The sequence below is a fragment of the Candidatus Profftia tarda genome (assembly GCF_904848675.1).
GTDB classification, from domain to species: domain Bacteria; phylum Pseudomonadota; class Gammaproteobacteria; order Enterobacterales; family Enterobacteriaceae; genus Profftia; species Profftia tarda.
Genome location: NZ_LR890047.1, coordinates 1,094,350 through 1,110,008, shown reverse-complemented (window position 1 = coordinate 1,110,008; position 15,659 = coordinate 1,094,350). Strand labels below are relative to the sequence as shown.

Here is a 15,659-nt window from a genome sequence, read left to right as displayed (position 1 = left end):
TTCTACAAAAGATAACAATCTATTTAATGCTTGAAGAAGCATCTTTTCTATCATACCTGGCATACGATTTAGTATTATTTATTTCAATAGTTTGGCAATTTATTATGTGACACCTAAAGAAAAGATCATATTTCCGCTTAACTTATTGCTTATCTAATAGCAACTAATCATATCTAAAGATAGACTATATAAAACTTATATAGTTTTGTTTACACAGAAATTATTATCTTATGTTTATACATTTCTCTACAGATACTCCAATTATTGATTACTTTTCCTTTTTTATATAATATTAGAAATAAAGGTAATTTTTTTGCGTTGTACTTAAGTCTTCACAAGATTTATAAAAGATCTTATATTGTGCATAAAGTCCAATGTATTGCAATAGGGATGCATCTGATCCGGAATTACAGGTTATTATATTTTTAGGATCCCCTCTCCTTGATGGTATAACACTGTGCATCATACAGAGCAAATCCGCGCATTTACATATAAATCTAATCTATGTATTTAGGGATTATAATATTAATTTTTTAATATTTCTTAATAAGTGGTAAGTGTATAATTTTCAGTAAATATAAAAATATTATCAATCTTTTATTAATTAAGTTAAATATCACAGAAAGTAGCTAGGCTATCTCATGCGATTATTGTTGCCGTATATTGAATTTAGAGTAGGCTATAATATCAAGTTTATTAATAAATATACTTGATATTATCATATATCTTATATACTTTTAATAAAGTTGATATGTATAAAATTAATTAATTTTATACATAATTTACTTATATATCAAGACTATATTTTGGCTTTGATTATGACATCTTTATTAGATATCTGAAAGATACAATACAGTAATTTTGCTATATATCTAGTATCGATTATAATTTGTAGGCGCTCGTTCCCTATTTATAAATATAGTATTGTCAATCTTCTGAAGTTAACAAATATTACGTTGAATAGAAAATGATTTACGAAAATAATTAATGTTCACGATTTTTGCTAAATTTTATTTCAGGATAGCGTTCAATCATCATATTAAGGTTGATTATAGTTGGTGCGATATATGTTAAATTACCACTTTCATCTAATGCTAGATGCAGTTCATGCTTACGTTTAAATAATTCTAATTTTTTTGCATCATTACATTCAATCCAACGGGCTGTTGAGATATTGATGAATTCGTAGATCGCTTCAACGTTGTATTCACTTTTTAGACGTGAGACTACAACTTCAAATTGAAGCATACCAATTGCACCAACTATTAAATTATTGTTATGAATTGGCCGAAATACTTGTACTGCACCCTCCTCTGAAAGTTGTATTAAGCCTTTCAATAGTTGTTTTTGTTTTAGGGGATCACATAAGCTAATTTTACGAAACAATTCCGGAGCAAAGTTAGGAATACCGATAAAATTTATATTCTCACCCTGAGTAAAGGTGTCACCGATTTGAATATTACCGTGATTATATAAGCCAATAATATCTCCTGCATATGCTTCTTGCAGATTTGTACGATCTCCTGCCATAAAAGTAAGCGCATTAGCTATAACAACTTTTTTCCTAGCACGAACGTGATAAAGTTTCATGTTTTTTTCATAATGTCCTGATACAACACGCATAAAAGCTATACGGTCACGATGCTTAGGATCCATATTAGCTTGGATCTTAAATACAAAGCCAGTAAATTGCTCTTCTGAAGCCTTAACTTTGCGAGTATCCGTTTTACGCGACATTGGCGCTGGAGCCCACTCTACTAAAGAATCTAGCATATGGTCTATACCAAAATTTCCTAATGCAGTACCAAAAAATAGCGGCGTTAGTGAACCATTTAAAAATGAATCTTTATCAAATTGGGCGAATGCGGCTTTTATGAGGTCTAATTCACTCCGTAGTTGTTTAGCAAAATCTTCTCCTACGGTTTTTTCTAAAATTGTATTATCTAGACCTTTGATTATCAAAACTTCTTGAATAGTATGTCCTTGACCTGTTTTATAGAGATAGGTTGTATCTTGATAAAGGTGATAAACACCTTTAAAAGATTTACCACAGCCTATCGGCCATGTAATAGGGGTACATAAAATACGCAGCTCTTTTTCTACTGCATCAATTAACTCGATCGAATTTAGAGTTTCACGATCTAATTTATTCATGAAAGTTATTATTGGCGTATCACGCATACGTGTAATTTCTATTAGTTTGCGTGTGCGGTCTTCAACACCTTTTGCAGCATCTATGATCATCAAACAGCTATCAACAGCAGTGAGTGTGCGGTAAGTATCTTCTGAAAAATCTTCATGCCCTGGTGTATCAAGCAAATTGATTAAACAGTTATTATAAGGGAATTGCATGACTGATGTAGTAACAGAAATGCCCCGTTGTTTTTCTATTTCCATCCAGTCTGACTTTGCGTGTTGTTTTGATCCCCGGCCTTTTACTGTTCCTGCTTTCTGAATGGCTCCTCCAAATAATAGAATTTTTTCAGTTATAGTAGTTTTACCGGCATCAGGATGAGAAATGATTGCAAAATTGCGGCGTTTTACTATTTCGTTATAATATTTATTATATGACATATTTTAACGTTCTATGGTTGGTGACTTTGCACTTGTGTTCATAATTAAGATGATACGTTAATGCGCTAAGCAGTAATAAAATTATTATAGCTTAATACTGGCTAACCAGTATTAATTTCATTAGTTAAATAGCGGGGTTATCAATGATAACTCTACTAAATAAAGAAACGCTAATTGCTCATCATATATGCTGTGAATTTATATGATGTACTTGGGTTGATCCCCTTAATTTAGGCAGGATAACAATTAATTTTATTAAAATTTAAACTTTATAACTGCTGTTATCAATGACTGATTAGTTTATTCGTTAGCAAGGGATAAATAATATTATACAATACAAAATTTAAGGGTGATAATATACTTATATTATTGATGCTCTATATCCTGAGCCTTTCATGAATATTAATAGAATTTTAGCATATAATATATTTTTAATAAAGGTGTATTATGCTGCATTCCAAAATTAGAACTCTATATGTTTTTATATATAAAATGATATATAATATTTTATAGTTTAAAAGCATGAACCATGATAATTTTCTTAACTTTAATAAACCAGAGAATCGTATATAAAACTGATTCTTTTTCTGTCTATATTAAAATATTCATCAAGGTGATAATGTTCTAATAAGAAAAAATAAGATTAGTAGTGAGCATTATGTATATTTGATCTTATTTTAATCGGGAAATACTAGTAGCCTAAAATAGATTTTACTGTAATAAGTATATAAGGGTAAATTTCGTAACTAGTTCTTTGAGCATATGCGATATGATAATTAATCATTTGATTGATTGAGGAGAGTAATTTAGACTAAAAATCTTAAGGGCAGGCATATACTTTGGCAATATATTTTATTTATAAGAAATTATATGATCTTTGTATTACGTAAAATAAATCATGAGTCATGCTAATTCAATTGAATTATCTTGTTATAGAATCCAGACTGCTTATAACTTAGTATACGGCTATTTTATAAAAATATATAACATGTAATAACTTCATACTCCTTACATATTTAATACAGCATTTCTTATGTTCAGAATTTTGATTATGAATATCTCTTTATTAGAAGATAACATGCTAACTAATTTAAAATTATTCAATACTTTTTTATTGTAACCTCGTAATAGTAACTTTATTACTCGCAAGACCTCTCAATATTTTGGAAAAAATTAAATAAAACTTAACCGCTCTCAATTTAAGTTGTTTTCTGGATATTAATAGAAGCTTATAGTAGAAATGAATATTATTACCCTTTTTAAACCTCGTTTATACTTATTGAAGTAATACTAAGTGCTGTTGTTAGACTGATATATCTTGAACGTGACATTTATAGAATTATCAGTTTTCTACAGAAAATCATAGAAATTAGATATATCCTTGATATATAATGTAATTTTTTATTTATACTTGTTTTTATTTTTCTCATAGAAATCTCTTAATATTGCTGTTAGCAGCTAACATAACTGACCTCACTCTTAATCCGAGTTTTAAACTATTAATCAATATATTAATTATATTTATTGCCGTTTTTCAATAAAAATCATCAAGAGAAATCAAGAGAAATAAATATATTTATCGAGGTTAGAGGTAAAATGCATAATCTTATTAAGATAGTATATTATAAAATTAAAATATTATTTTGGGATTTATAAAATTACATCCGTTGCAGTCAGTAGAATTCTAGAATACGCTGATATCACTCCATATGTATATCTATATTCGTATTGTTCTTTATCTTCTTTTATATCTTCTTGCAATATACTTTTTATAACATAAGTCCGCTAAACCACATATTTAGTCTTTCTGTTAATTTATCTATGCCTAATTTTTTCAGAGAAGAAAATGCTTCAATTGGAGCATCTCCTAGTATGGGTAACATGGCTTTGCGTACGATATTTACTTGATCTCGACTTGCGGTATAAGTTAATTTATCAGCTTTAGTCAGTAGTAATATAAGTGGTCGTTCAAAATCAGAGGCCCATTGAATAATTTGCTGATCAAGACCTTGCAAGGGGTGTCGGATATCCATCAACAAAACTATTCCTTTCAAACATTGACTGTTTTTTAAGTATTCACCTAGTTCTCTAAGCCATTGGTTCTTTCTTGGTTTTGGTGCTAGTGTGTAACCATAGCCAGGTAAGTCAATAAGGCGTGCTCCATCGGTTACTTCAAATTGGTTGATAAGCCTAGTGCTACCAGGATTTTTGCTAGTACGTGCTAAGCTCTTCTGGTTAGATAGTGTATTTATAGCGCTAGATTTACCAGCGTTCGATCGTCCTATAAACGCTACTTCTATACCAACGCCCTGAAGTAATGCATAAATATTAGGAGTACTTTTTAAGAAACGAGTAACATGATAATTATGAGTTAGATAGTTCAAAACATGCATCTCTTTTATAAAAATAGATAGGCGCATAAAGAGGATTATAGCATATTTTACAGAGTTTTCTGTAAATTTATTTTTAATGGATAGTAAATGACTTTTCTGTTACGAGAATGATTGCAAGATTTTAAAGAACTTATCAGTCTTTATGAGAGAGATCAAATCAAATTATAAGCAGTTATTCATCACTAGTATTTACTACCAGATACTCCTTGACATATTATATAATTTAAGTAAAAGCTTAATTAAAGCATGCTTCTAACTATAAATTGATTCTATTTGATGATCTGATTTGTAAATTACAATCTTCAGTTTTTATATTCAAAATATTTTTAATTATTTTAATATCAATGGCATACTCTTTTTATGATCTCAATAAATCTCTAAACAGCTATAATAGCTTGTAATATTAATTCTATTATATATTCAGGGCATAGCCAAATTAATACTATTATAGTATATTTTAGGTATCTTTGATGAATATAAGTAGGCTCCAATATTTGGATTCTTAGACAGAATAATGACGGTCAATCTGCATACTTATGATCTCTTTAGATTAAAGATTATAAATATGATTTATTATATTCCCTGATGTTCGTTATAACATATTGACTATCTATAGTATCATGCTGATAGTCGGAAAATATTGTTAATAATAAAGATTATTATAGCGTATAATATATGTAGGTTACATCAGCTCGTCCTTGCTATCAAGTCATGAACTACATAATACTTTTAGGTGTGATATTTTCGTCAAATTTAAATTATCAATTTAGCAATATTTCATTCTTAATTATAAAAATCTTTAATATCCTGATTTATCATAACGTCTGATTTTAAAGATTATGTGAAATACTGATTTTATTAAAATAATATTTCTGATTAAGTTTAAGCGCTCTATAGATTAATTGATTCTTAATCAACATATATTAGCTACTGACTTTAGTTAGTAGCTAATATATGTTGACAATTGCTCTGTAATTAAAGACACTAATCTAGTTGCCCGGGTAGCTCAGTAGGTAGAGCAGGGGATTGAAGATCCCCGTGTCCTTGGTTCAATTCCGAGCCCGGGCACCATATTAATGGTTATTAATAATGTATTATGATGTGAATAAGATATTGATATTCTTAAATTTAGCAGATGCTGTCTCACAAGACAGCAAGCATGTTTAAAATAGCAATATCTTAGTATAATTTTATTTTCTAAGATCAAAAAGATAAAAAATACTATTTTAGAGTATTTTTTTCCAAATATACTCGGCATTATTTGTCTTATTTATTTTCCTAGATCGTATATTACCAATAGGTTGTATTATTCATGTATTCTGAATTAGTTAAATACCTCTAAAAGTTTTATAATCTAAATATCAAGATACTTTTAAGAATAATTATGATGACAGATGAGTACATACAGTTAATATCAGTCTTATGTTAGATAGAAAATTGGCTAAGTATTATTTAATTTTTTTGTCTGCCTAGAAGAGCATTAATATATTTTATATTGATGTATAGATACATAAGACATTAGAAGTGCTAAAACGCCTACTACTTACATCATGATAAATATATAGTCTAACTTATTTTAAATACGGTATTATACTCAAAATTATTGGTATTAGAATGGTGATGTAATTATATCATCAGATATATATAAGATGCGTCAGTTATTAACCTAATAAGATGTTTTTCATGCATACTTTATGTATGTAAATAGCATATTGTCTTATCTTTATTCGTTTCTAACAAGTTAGAATATGAAAGCATAAAAAAGATCAAAATGACTTATTGCCATAATTTTTGTGTACTGAGATTTATTTTTATCTAGTCATTTTATAGAATAAAAATCAGTATAATAATTAGGAGGCTAATCTTACGTATGTAAGATTTGGGTGATATTTTATATAGTCTACATAATTTTACAAGTTTATATTATGAATATTTTTGATCTAGAATAGTATTCTATTGCGTTCAATGAAATGAAAGTTATTGTCTATAATTTTGAATGACATAACTTATGCAGCCAAACCTCAGTTCAGTGGTTTTAAGCAATCAATAAGAGATAGTAAATTGATATGAAATCCCTACTGGTATCTTGGAGATATCTATCTTTTGTAGGTCACTCAACTAATTTAATGGTAACATCCTATAAAAACTAAATATATTTAATAAAATTATCCAATTATAAATTAAAGTTTTTATATAATTTTTTTAATGCTGTAATTATGAAAAAGAGATATGTATCCCAAAATAGCAGGAAAATACGCATAATTAGTGGCTTATGGCGTGGTCGAAAGTTTTCTACACCAGATATGCCTGGCCTTAGACCAACTAAAGATCGAATTCGTGAAACCCTATTTAATTGGTTAGCTCCAGTTATTAAGGGAACTCGCTGTCTAGATTGTTTTGCCGGTAGCGGATCTTTAGGTTTTGAGGCTTTATCTCGCCATGCTGCTCATGCAACATTATTAGAATATAATCACATAATTGCGGCTCAATTAAAAAAGAACGTAGCGTTGATTAATACTGATAAAGTTACAGTACAACATACTGACGCCCTCAAATGGTTGTTATGTCCTGGAATACCGTATCATGTAGCTTTCCTAGATCCTCCGTTCCGCAAAGGATTATTACCTGAAACTGTGATGCTGTTAGAAAATAATGGTTGGTTAACTGAACATGCTTATATATATGTTGAGAGTGAAACTGAAAATTCTCCCAAAAATATTCCTCTGCACTGGAATGTTTATCGCAAAAAAGTATCTGGCCAAGTTTCCTATAGCTTATATAAGCGTGGTGCTCTGATACAAGGAAAGTAGAATGAGAATTAATCTTGGCCGTTTGCTCATGTCGGTCTTATGGGGTTTTATGTTATTTAATACTTTTCATCCATATGTACGTCCGCTCAATATTTTTATGAATATTGCATTATTTTTCATGATATTTATGCATGTATTACAGATTATGCTCCTAAAAGCACTTTTCATGCAAGACAACCCTAAAATAAGCAAATGGCAGACAGTACGTATCTTTTTATTTGGTGTTTTTGAGCTGCTGGATTAGATCTTAATGAACATTATAGTCTAATTTTCAATTTTTTAAAAATATCTTACTAAATATTTTAGTTAAACCGAATCTAGAATATTCTGAGTAATACTAGATAGTTAAGGACTAGACCTCGTAATGATCCGAGAAACTTTACAAAAAGTCTAGTATTCATGTATAATAAGATTTATTTTAATCCTATTTGATCCATAGAGTATCTTTTATTGTTATGCATGTAATGACCGTTATTATCGTATGTTTTTAGATCTTAAATATATAAAAAATTCATTTAGTTCTTCTCTTTTTGTTTTTGGGTAGATCTAATTTCTTTCGGATGTTTAAACGGGATAATAATATATAGTCTTTATTTGACCACAAATCACCAAGCCTAAAAAGAACAAAAGCATTTATTATGCTACAAATTATGAGCGAAATATCAACTGAATAGATACTAAAAGATTAACAAAAACCTATGAAAAAACATTTAATAGATAATAATCAAAATGGATAAATATGAATATCACTAGTGTTCATTGCCCTCAGTTGTTTTAACATTTATCAAGAGATCAGAATAAACACTTAATCCACTGATATTAATCAGTATGCTGAATATTAAGTATATTTAATTACTAAAATACGGTAAGCATATTTCATTTAATTTACCTAGAAATTATTTTTATATATAACTAACATTATAAATTAATAATTATAATATAAATAATCTACAAAATTAAATTATAATCAATCATTACGTCTATCAGAAATAGAATTAATCGAACTTGTTTTATTATTTTCTACCGTAAAGATGATTTGTTTTATAAATTATATTTGCGTATAATCAACCGCCCTTCATTGCAGGGGTTTATAACGTATCTTGGAAAAATACCAAGAGTGCTGTCATTCGGAGTATATATGTACGCGGTTTTCCTAAGTGGTAGTAAACAACATCGAGTCAGAGAAAGTCAAACGATTCGTGTGGAAAAACTTAATATTGCAATGGGTGAAACGATTCAATTTAACGAAATCTTGATGGTCTCTAATGGAGACACTGTAAAGATAGGCTGTCCATTTGTTCCTGGCTGTCAAGTTGAAGCTAAAATTATTGCACACGGTCGTGCTCAGAAAATATCCATTATTAAGTTCCGTCGCCGCAAGCATTATCGAAAACAACAAGGGCATCGTCAATGGTTCACCGATGTTAAGATCACTGCAATCAGAATGTAATTTATTAGGGAGAGCATATTAATGGCACATAAAAAAGCAGGTGGGTCGACTCGTAACGGTCGAGATTCAGAATCAAAACGGTTAGGTGTAAAACATTTTGGCGGAGAATCTGTATTAGCAGGTAGTATTATTGTTCGTCAACGAGGTACTAAATTTCATGCTGGAAATAATGTAGGTTGCGGTCGTGATCATACACTATTTGCGTTGATTAATGGCACAGTCTCTTTTGAAGTCAAAGGTGCAAAAAATCGCAAGTTTATCAGTATCCTATCTGAATAAAAAACATATCTATTTATTAAAAATATTATTATATTAATTTAATGTCTGATATTAATACAAGAATATTGATTCTTGTGACTAGTTATTAGATTAGAATAATCCGTCATATAATCATTGGGTATTGATAATATCTACTCCAAGCATGATGAGATAGTAATCTTTTCGTTATTACTGTTAACTGTAAGATCTATAATGCAAATACTTTTCTAAAATTAATAGCAAGGCACTACCAAGTTAAGTAAATTGCTTGTTGCTATAAACTCATATAAACGGGATACTTTCAAAATAATTTAGTAATTTACTCCATAATGTATCATAGCTAATTATAACTACACAAATACTACGGACTGCGTCACACTTATAAAATTATGATCAGCGTTGCAGGTAGTTTTACTGGAGAAAAGAATATTCTAATAAATGTAATTTTCATAGAAATAACTACACAAGAATTTATGTAACGATGATATTCAGTTTTAGAGCTATAGTTATTATTGATAGATAATAATTAATGTTATGATATTATTTAAATATAACCATCACAAATCTATTAATCTGATCCAGATATAACATTTTTACTAGACTCTATATGAAGACATTAATCACAGCTATATATTAATCCATTTTAGCAAAATAGTTATTTTAAATGATATAATTACAAATTATTGATAACATTGGCTCTATGTCAAGCAATAAAAACTAGAATACAAAATATATTTATAACTAAGATAACTTGCCTGCAAGAAAATAGAATGACTAAATCTTAATACTCTGTTTGGTTTTATTAGATAAGACGCCGTTTGATAATACCTCCCCCAAGACACACTTCTTTACTATAGAAGACTGCAGATTGCCCTGGGGTAACTGCCATTACTGGCGATTCGAAAAAAACCTTAACTTTTTGATCATCAATTGGCGTTACGGTGCAAGCAATGTCTTGCTGTCGATAACGGGTTTTTACAGTGCAGTGAAACTGTTTAATTAAACTTTTACGATCGATCCAATGCAGTTGTTGAGCAATCAAACCTTTGGAATAAAGACTTGGATGGTTTTGGCCTTGCGCAACAAATATAATGTTATGCTTCAAATCCTTATCAACTACATACCATGGTTCTGTAGTGCCGTTTTTAGTACCACCTATTGCTAAACCTTTTCTCTGGCCCAGAGTATGATACATCAGTCCTTGATGTTGTCCGATATTATAACCATCAACTGTTATAATATTTCCTGGTTGGGCTGGAATATAGCGGGCAAGAAAATCACGGAATTTACGTTTGCCTATAAAGCAAAGACCTGTTGAATCTTTTTTCTTAGCTGTAATCATATTCAATCTCTCAGCAATTTGACGTACCTCTTGTTTTGTTAATTCACCTAATGGAAATAAACTTTGCTCAATTTGACTATGGCTTAGAGTGTGCAGGAAATAGCTTTGATCTTTATTAGTATCTATCCCGCGTAAAAGCTGTGTAGTGCCTTCTGTTGCTTGATGCCGCAATCGTACATAATGACCCGTAGCAATATAATCTGCACATAATTGTTTAATTGCAAAATCCAGAAATGCTTTGAATTTGATTTCTTTGTTGCACATGATATCTGGATTTGGCGTAAAGCCAGTCTTGTATGCAGTTAAAAAAAGCTTAAATACTTTATCCCAATATTCTGTGGCAAAGTTAACGGTATGTAGTTCTATACCCAATTGATTGCATACTTGTTGGGCATCTTCTAGATCTAGCGCAGCTGCGCAGTATGTCCTTGTGTCGTCTTCCTCCCAGTTTTTCATAAATAGGCCAGAAACCTCATAGCCTTGTTGTTGTAGCAGATAGGCAGATACGGAGGAATCCACTCCTCCTGACATGCCGACGATGACCTTTTTTGCACTATGATTGAACATTGCCAGAACTTATAAAAGTAGGATGCAAATTGATATGCATATTTTATTGATAAAATCATGTTACGGAAGACTAAAATGTATTTTAAGACAAATAGTTTACACCTAAATTTATCTTGTTTAGAGATCAAAGTACCTTTGATCTAGTAAAATAAAGTAGAGTCTTTTAGTAAATGATGTTTCCTCTTTTGCTTAAACCATATGACTTACTATCAGTTAATTAAGAGAGAGATAGGAGATCATAAATATAGTAGAAGTAATAACAAATGATTGATGAGATTGCAAAAAATCTTCATCTTTATTTTGTAGCTTCTTTAAGGCTATTTACATTTTATACTAGCAGAATGGTTTTACTATAATTAAACAACATTTCTATTTTTATAGAACTATTTATCTCTAGATAAAGGTTTATTTTTATGAGAAGAATTAATCTCGCACTTTATTTCTAAGACGTGCTATTTATGATTTAACTAATATAATATCTGCTACTATATAGGTACGCAATGATATAGTAGATAATATGATCTCTTTTTGCAATCATTTATTAAGTTTTAATTAGTTAGTTACACCTATTCAGTATTTATTAAAAATTATTTTTACTAATATATAGTGTGAAAATAATATTTATTACGCTCTTCTATAATCCCATTTTGCAGTCCTTTTATTTTAAGTATATGAAAAGATAGATAATCTCAGCTGCGGATTTCAAGGAGACAATGATCTTTGCTTTGTCTATCTTGTTATCAATAAGATTAAGTATCTCACAATAAATCAAATTGCATACTGCTGATCAAAGGAGATTTAGTTTTAATTATTTTCTTACTCAACGATATTTTCTACGAAAATAATAGGTATCTCAGATATAACGAACTAAAAATAGACTCTTCTTAAGAAATTTTGAGTATTTTCCAATCTCTAAAATTTTGGATATAGATAGGCAGTATATTTTAGAGAAAATACTGTCTTAATATCTAAGAACAACTTTTCTGTATGCTTGGTTGTCAAAATATTAGATATACTTATATAACGTCGTGTATTTTATGCATTTGCTAATTTTATTTTATGTACAGTCATTCAAATGAATATTCTTAATTTAAAATAAGATTGCTATTATCATTTAATTATATAGTGCATCTTTTATGACTATACAGTATTAATTATTTATTTGTTAAATGATGTTGTATAAGATACCTATATTTCAGCAATAAAATAAATATCTAGAAATACTAGATAAAAACAGGAGTATTTACGTGTTGTTAACAAGTTGAATAGATATTTAATAGGAACTTCTTCTAATTTCTGCCTAATGAATATGTCCTATTATAAGGTGATGCTGATTGTAATATGTTCTTCAAACCTGCGATTATCTGGTTTAGTTTAGTCAATTTAAATGTTCTTTTGAGGTTTAATTTAGAAAATTCACCGCTTGACTAGTTTTATCTCTTTTAATAATCAATTCAGCAAAAATTGCTGATGATTACGGAGGAACCACAATGTTAGAAGATCCTTTTCGAGAACTCGAAGCAGAAAAGTACCCAGTACCTATCCCAAGCCGTGAGTTTATCCTAATGCATCTATCGCGGCAAAAAACACCTGTAAGCCGAGAGAAAATAGGTTCTGAACTAAAACTTAGAAGAGAAGAAGATCTAGAAGCATTGCGACGCCGTCTGAAAGCCATGGAACGAGACGGACAGTTAATCTTTACAAGACGTCAGTGTTATGCCCTACCAGAACGTCTTGAGTTGAAAAAAGGAACCGTTATTGGGCATCGGGACGGTTACGGGTTCGTACGTATTGAGGGAAGCAAAGATCGTGACGATCTTTCTCTCTCTTCAGAACAAATGAAGTTTTGCATCCACGGCGACGTTGTGCTCGCTCAGTTTGTTGGCATAGATCGGAGAGGGCGTCGTGAAGCCCGTATTGTACGCGTACTTGAGCCTAAGTATAGTAAAATTGTTGGCCGTTACTTTACTGACGCAGGTATCGGATTTGTTGTGCCAGATGATAGTAGGTTAAATTTTGATATCCTGATATCGCCAGAATCTATTACTAGTATTCGTATAGGATCAATAGTTGTCATTGAATTAACACAGCGCCCAACACGTCATATCAAGGCTGTAGGTAAAATCATTGAGGTCTTGGGAGAGACGATGGGTAGTAGCATTGCGGTTGATATTGCATTACGCACACATGATATTCCGCATTCCTGGTCTAAGGATGCTGAAGAACAATCGATTCGCCAGCAAGGGCAGTGCACCGAAAAGTCGCAGGAGGAGCGTTATAATCTTCGTGACTTGTTACTGATCACTATTGATGGGGAAGATGCCCGTGATTTTGATGATGCAGTTTACTGTCAAAAAAAACGGGGAGGAGGATGGCGTCTGTGGGTAGCTATTGCCGACGTAAGCTATTATGTTCGCCCAAATACTGCTCTAGATAATGACGCTCGTATCCGTGGTAACTCGGTTTATTTCCCATCGCAAGTCATTCCTATGTTACCTGAAGTATTATCTAATGATCTATGCTCCCTAAAAGAACATGTGGATCGTCTATGTATAGCATGCGAAATGACATTATCTGCAACCGGACGATTGACCTCTTTTAAATTCTATGAGGCTGTAATGTGCTCGCATGCTCGTCTTACCTATACGCAAGTAGCTAATATCCTTAAAGGTGATAAGAAACTGCGCCAGCAATATAGTGTATTAGTCAATCCGTTAGAAGAATTGTTTAAACTTTACAAGGTGCTGGATCAAGCTCGAGCAAGACGTGGTAGTATTGCATTCGAGACCGAAGAGGCTAAGTTTATATTTAATGACGATCATCGCATTGATCGTATTGAAAGAATCGTGCGTAACGATGCACATAAGTTAATTGAAGAGTGCATGATTTTAGCTAATATCGCTGCAGCGCGCTTCATCGAGAAGAATAAAGAACCTGCTCTTTACCGTGTGCACGATCGCCCAAAAGATGAACACTTGGTGGCTCTGCGCAGTGTGCTCGCTGAATTGGGTCTGATATTGAGTGGTGGTACAAAGCCTGAACCAAAGTATTACTCTGCTTTCATGCATGAAATTTCTGATCGTCCTGACTATGAAATGCTCAAAACAATGCTTCTGCGTTCTATGAAACAAGCAGTTTATAATATACAAAACTCTGGTCATTTTGGTTTAGCATTGTCATCTTATGCTCATTTTACTTCTCCTATCCGTCGTTATCCTGACCTTATCCTACATCGTACAATTAAGTATTTAATAGCTAAAGAACGTGGCGGAGATCAGACTAGCTGCACTAAAAATGGTGGCTGGAGCTATAGTCAGAAGCAAGTTTTAAAACTAGGTGAACACTGCTCCATGACAGAACGACGTGCAGATGAAGCAACACGTAACGTAGCTGACTGGCTAAAATGTGACTTTATGCAGGATCAGGTAGGATCATATTTTACGGGTCTTATTTCTAGCGTAACCGGCTTTGGATTCTTTGTGCGCTTGAATGATCTCTTAATTGATGGCTTGGTGCATATCTCAACTTTAGATAACGACTACTATCTTTTCGATAATGTAGGACAACGATTAATAGGACAATCTTCCGGTAAAATCTATCGTTTAGGAGACAAAGTAGAGATCAAAGTTGATGCAGTCCATATGGACGAGCGTAAAATGGATTTTGTTTTGCTTCATAGCAATTGTGCATTACGCAGTTCAAGAAAAATAGATAAAGATCTTTTTGCAAGGACTTACAGAGAAGATAGAGCTTCTTATCGTAATTCTCTGCGACGCACTAAAATGTCGGCTAACATAGAGAGAGATGTTAAATGTAGCAAAGAAAGAAAAGTAAATCTAATAACACGAAGCAGAAAATGTATTAAAAAGAATAAGATACGAACTGAATAATAGACACACCTTTCAAATTTTAAGAAAGTAATAAAAGAAATTTTAGTGTATATAGTTTTACTGTAAAAATCGATAATACTAATCTCTTTAGTTTTTATAAAACTAATAACATTCTATTTTTTTAAGGAACATATATATCTGAGATAGGTATAAGCAGACAATGATTCATAATAATAGATTAGATTCTTGTATCTGAAAATAATTGCTTATATATTCTGCCATATTTGCTCATCCCATATTTAAATGGGTTGTGTGTTCTATCTCAATATTTATGGATGATTTGCTACTAAATAACTTACACGGATAAATATACACTAAAGATTTGTGAGACCATATTATTTATGTAGAAAAATCTCTCCAGGATGAAAACCGCAC

At 31.1% G+C, this 15,659-nt stretch carries 8 protein-coding genes and 1 tRNA gene; 6 read left to right on the top strand and 3 right to left on the bottom strand.

The features are described from left to right. Positions 1-984: 984 nt before the first annotated feature. Together prfC and yihA are read right to left on the bottom strand one after the other, a co-directional pair. Complete coding sequence (prfC, locus tag KTT71_RS03125) at positions 985-2,574, bottom strand: peptide chain release factor 3 (RefSeq protein WP_216782390.1); 1,590 nt, start codon at positions 2,572-2,574, stop codon at positions 985-987. Positions 2,575-4,343: 1,769 nt separating this feature from the next. Continuing rightward, positions 4,344-4,967: a ribosome biogenesis GTP-binding protein YihA/YsxC gene (yihA, locus tag KTT71_RS03120; RefSeq protein WP_216782769.1), complete on the bottom strand. Its 624-nt coding sequence runs from the start codon at positions 4,965-4,967 to the stop codon at positions 4,344-4,346. A 995-nt stretch (positions 4,968-5,962) separates the two neighbouring features. Here yihA and KTT71_RS03115 point away from each other — a divergent pair. The 5 genes from KTT71_RS03115 (at position 5,963) to rpmA (ending at position 9,506) form a co-directional block, all read left to right on the top strand. Continuing rightward, positions 5,963-6,038 (top strand) — tRNA-Phe (locus KTT71_RS03115). Positions 6,039-7,183: 1,145 nt separating this feature from the next. Then, a complete protein-coding gene (rsmD, locus tag KTT71_RS03110; protein WP_216782389.1) occupies positions 7,184-7,777 on the top strand; it encodes a 16S rRNA (guanine(966)-N(2))-methyltransferase RsmD in 594 nt (197 codons plus the stop codon). 1 nt (position 7,778) lies between these two features. Further along, positions 7,779-8,021, top strand: coding sequence for a DUF1145 domain-containing protein (locus KTT71_RS03105; RefSeq protein WP_216782388.1), 243 nt, complete (start codon positions 7,779-7,781; stop codon positions 8,019-8,021). 894 nt (positions 8,022-8,915) lie between these two features. After that, on the top strand, positions 8,916-9,227 hold the full coding sequence (gene rplU, locus KTT71_RS03100; protein ID WP_216782387.1) for a 50S ribosomal protein L21: 312 nt from the start codon (positions 8,916-8,918) through the stop codon (positions 9,225-9,227). 21 nt (positions 9,228-9,248) lie between these two features. After that, positions 9,249-9,506 carry a 50S ribosomal protein L27 gene (rpmA, locus tag KTT71_RS03095; protein ID WP_216782386.1) on the top strand — a complete coding sequence of 86 codons (258 nt, stop codon included), beginning with the start codon at positions 9,249-9,251 and terminating at the stop codon, positions 9,504-9,506. A 781-nt stretch (positions 9,507-10,287) separates the two neighbouring features. On the opposite strand, the gene mnmA is transcribed toward rpmA, so the two are convergent. Beyond that, on the bottom strand, positions 10,288-11,394 hold the full coding sequence (gene mnmA / locus KTT71_RS03090) for a tRNA 2-thiouridine(34) synthase MnmA (protein WP_216782385.1): 1,107 nt from the start codon (positions 11,392-11,394) through the stop codon (positions 10,288-10,290). A 1,490-nt stretch (positions 11,395-12,884) separates the two neighbouring features. Between mnmA and rnr the strand changes: the two genes are divergently transcribed. Continuing rightward, complete coding sequence (gene rnr / locus KTT71_RS03085; protein ID WP_216782384.1) at positions 12,885-15,284, top strand: ribonuclease R; 2,400 nt, start codon at positions 12,885-12,887, stop codon at positions 15,282-15,284. Positions 15,285-15,659: the final 375 nt, after the last annotated feature.

Coding starts and splice junctions, on each gene's coding strand:
- rsmD (WP_216782389.1), top strand. CDS start 7,184: ATGAAAAAGAGATATGTATCCCAAAATAGCAGGAAAATACGCATAATT.
- rplU (WP_216782387.1), top strand. CDS start 8,916: ATGTACGCGGTTTTCCTAAGTGGTAGTAAACAACATCGAGTCAGAGAA.
- rnr (WP_216782384.1), top strand. CDS start 12,885: ATGTTAGAAGATCCTTTTCGAGAACTCGAAGCAGAAAAGTACCCAGTA.
- rpmA (WP_216782386.1), top strand. CDS start 9,249: ATGGCACATAAAAAAGCAGGTGGGTCGACTCGTAACGGTCGAGATTCA.
- prfC (WP_216782390.1), bottom strand. CDS start 2,574: ATGTCATATAATAAATATTATAACGAAATAGTAAAACGCCGCAATTTT.
- KTT71_RS03105 (WP_216782388.1), top strand. CDS start 7,779: ATGAGAATTAATCTTGGCCGTTTGCTCATGTCGGTCTTATGGGGTTTT.
- mnmA (WP_216782385.1), bottom strand. CDS start 11,394: ATGTTCAATCATAGTGCAAAAAAGGTCATCGTCGGCATGTCAGGAGGA.
- yihA (WP_216782769.1), bottom strand. CDS start 4,967: ATGCATGTTTTGAACTATCTAACTCATAATTATCATGTTACTCGTTTC.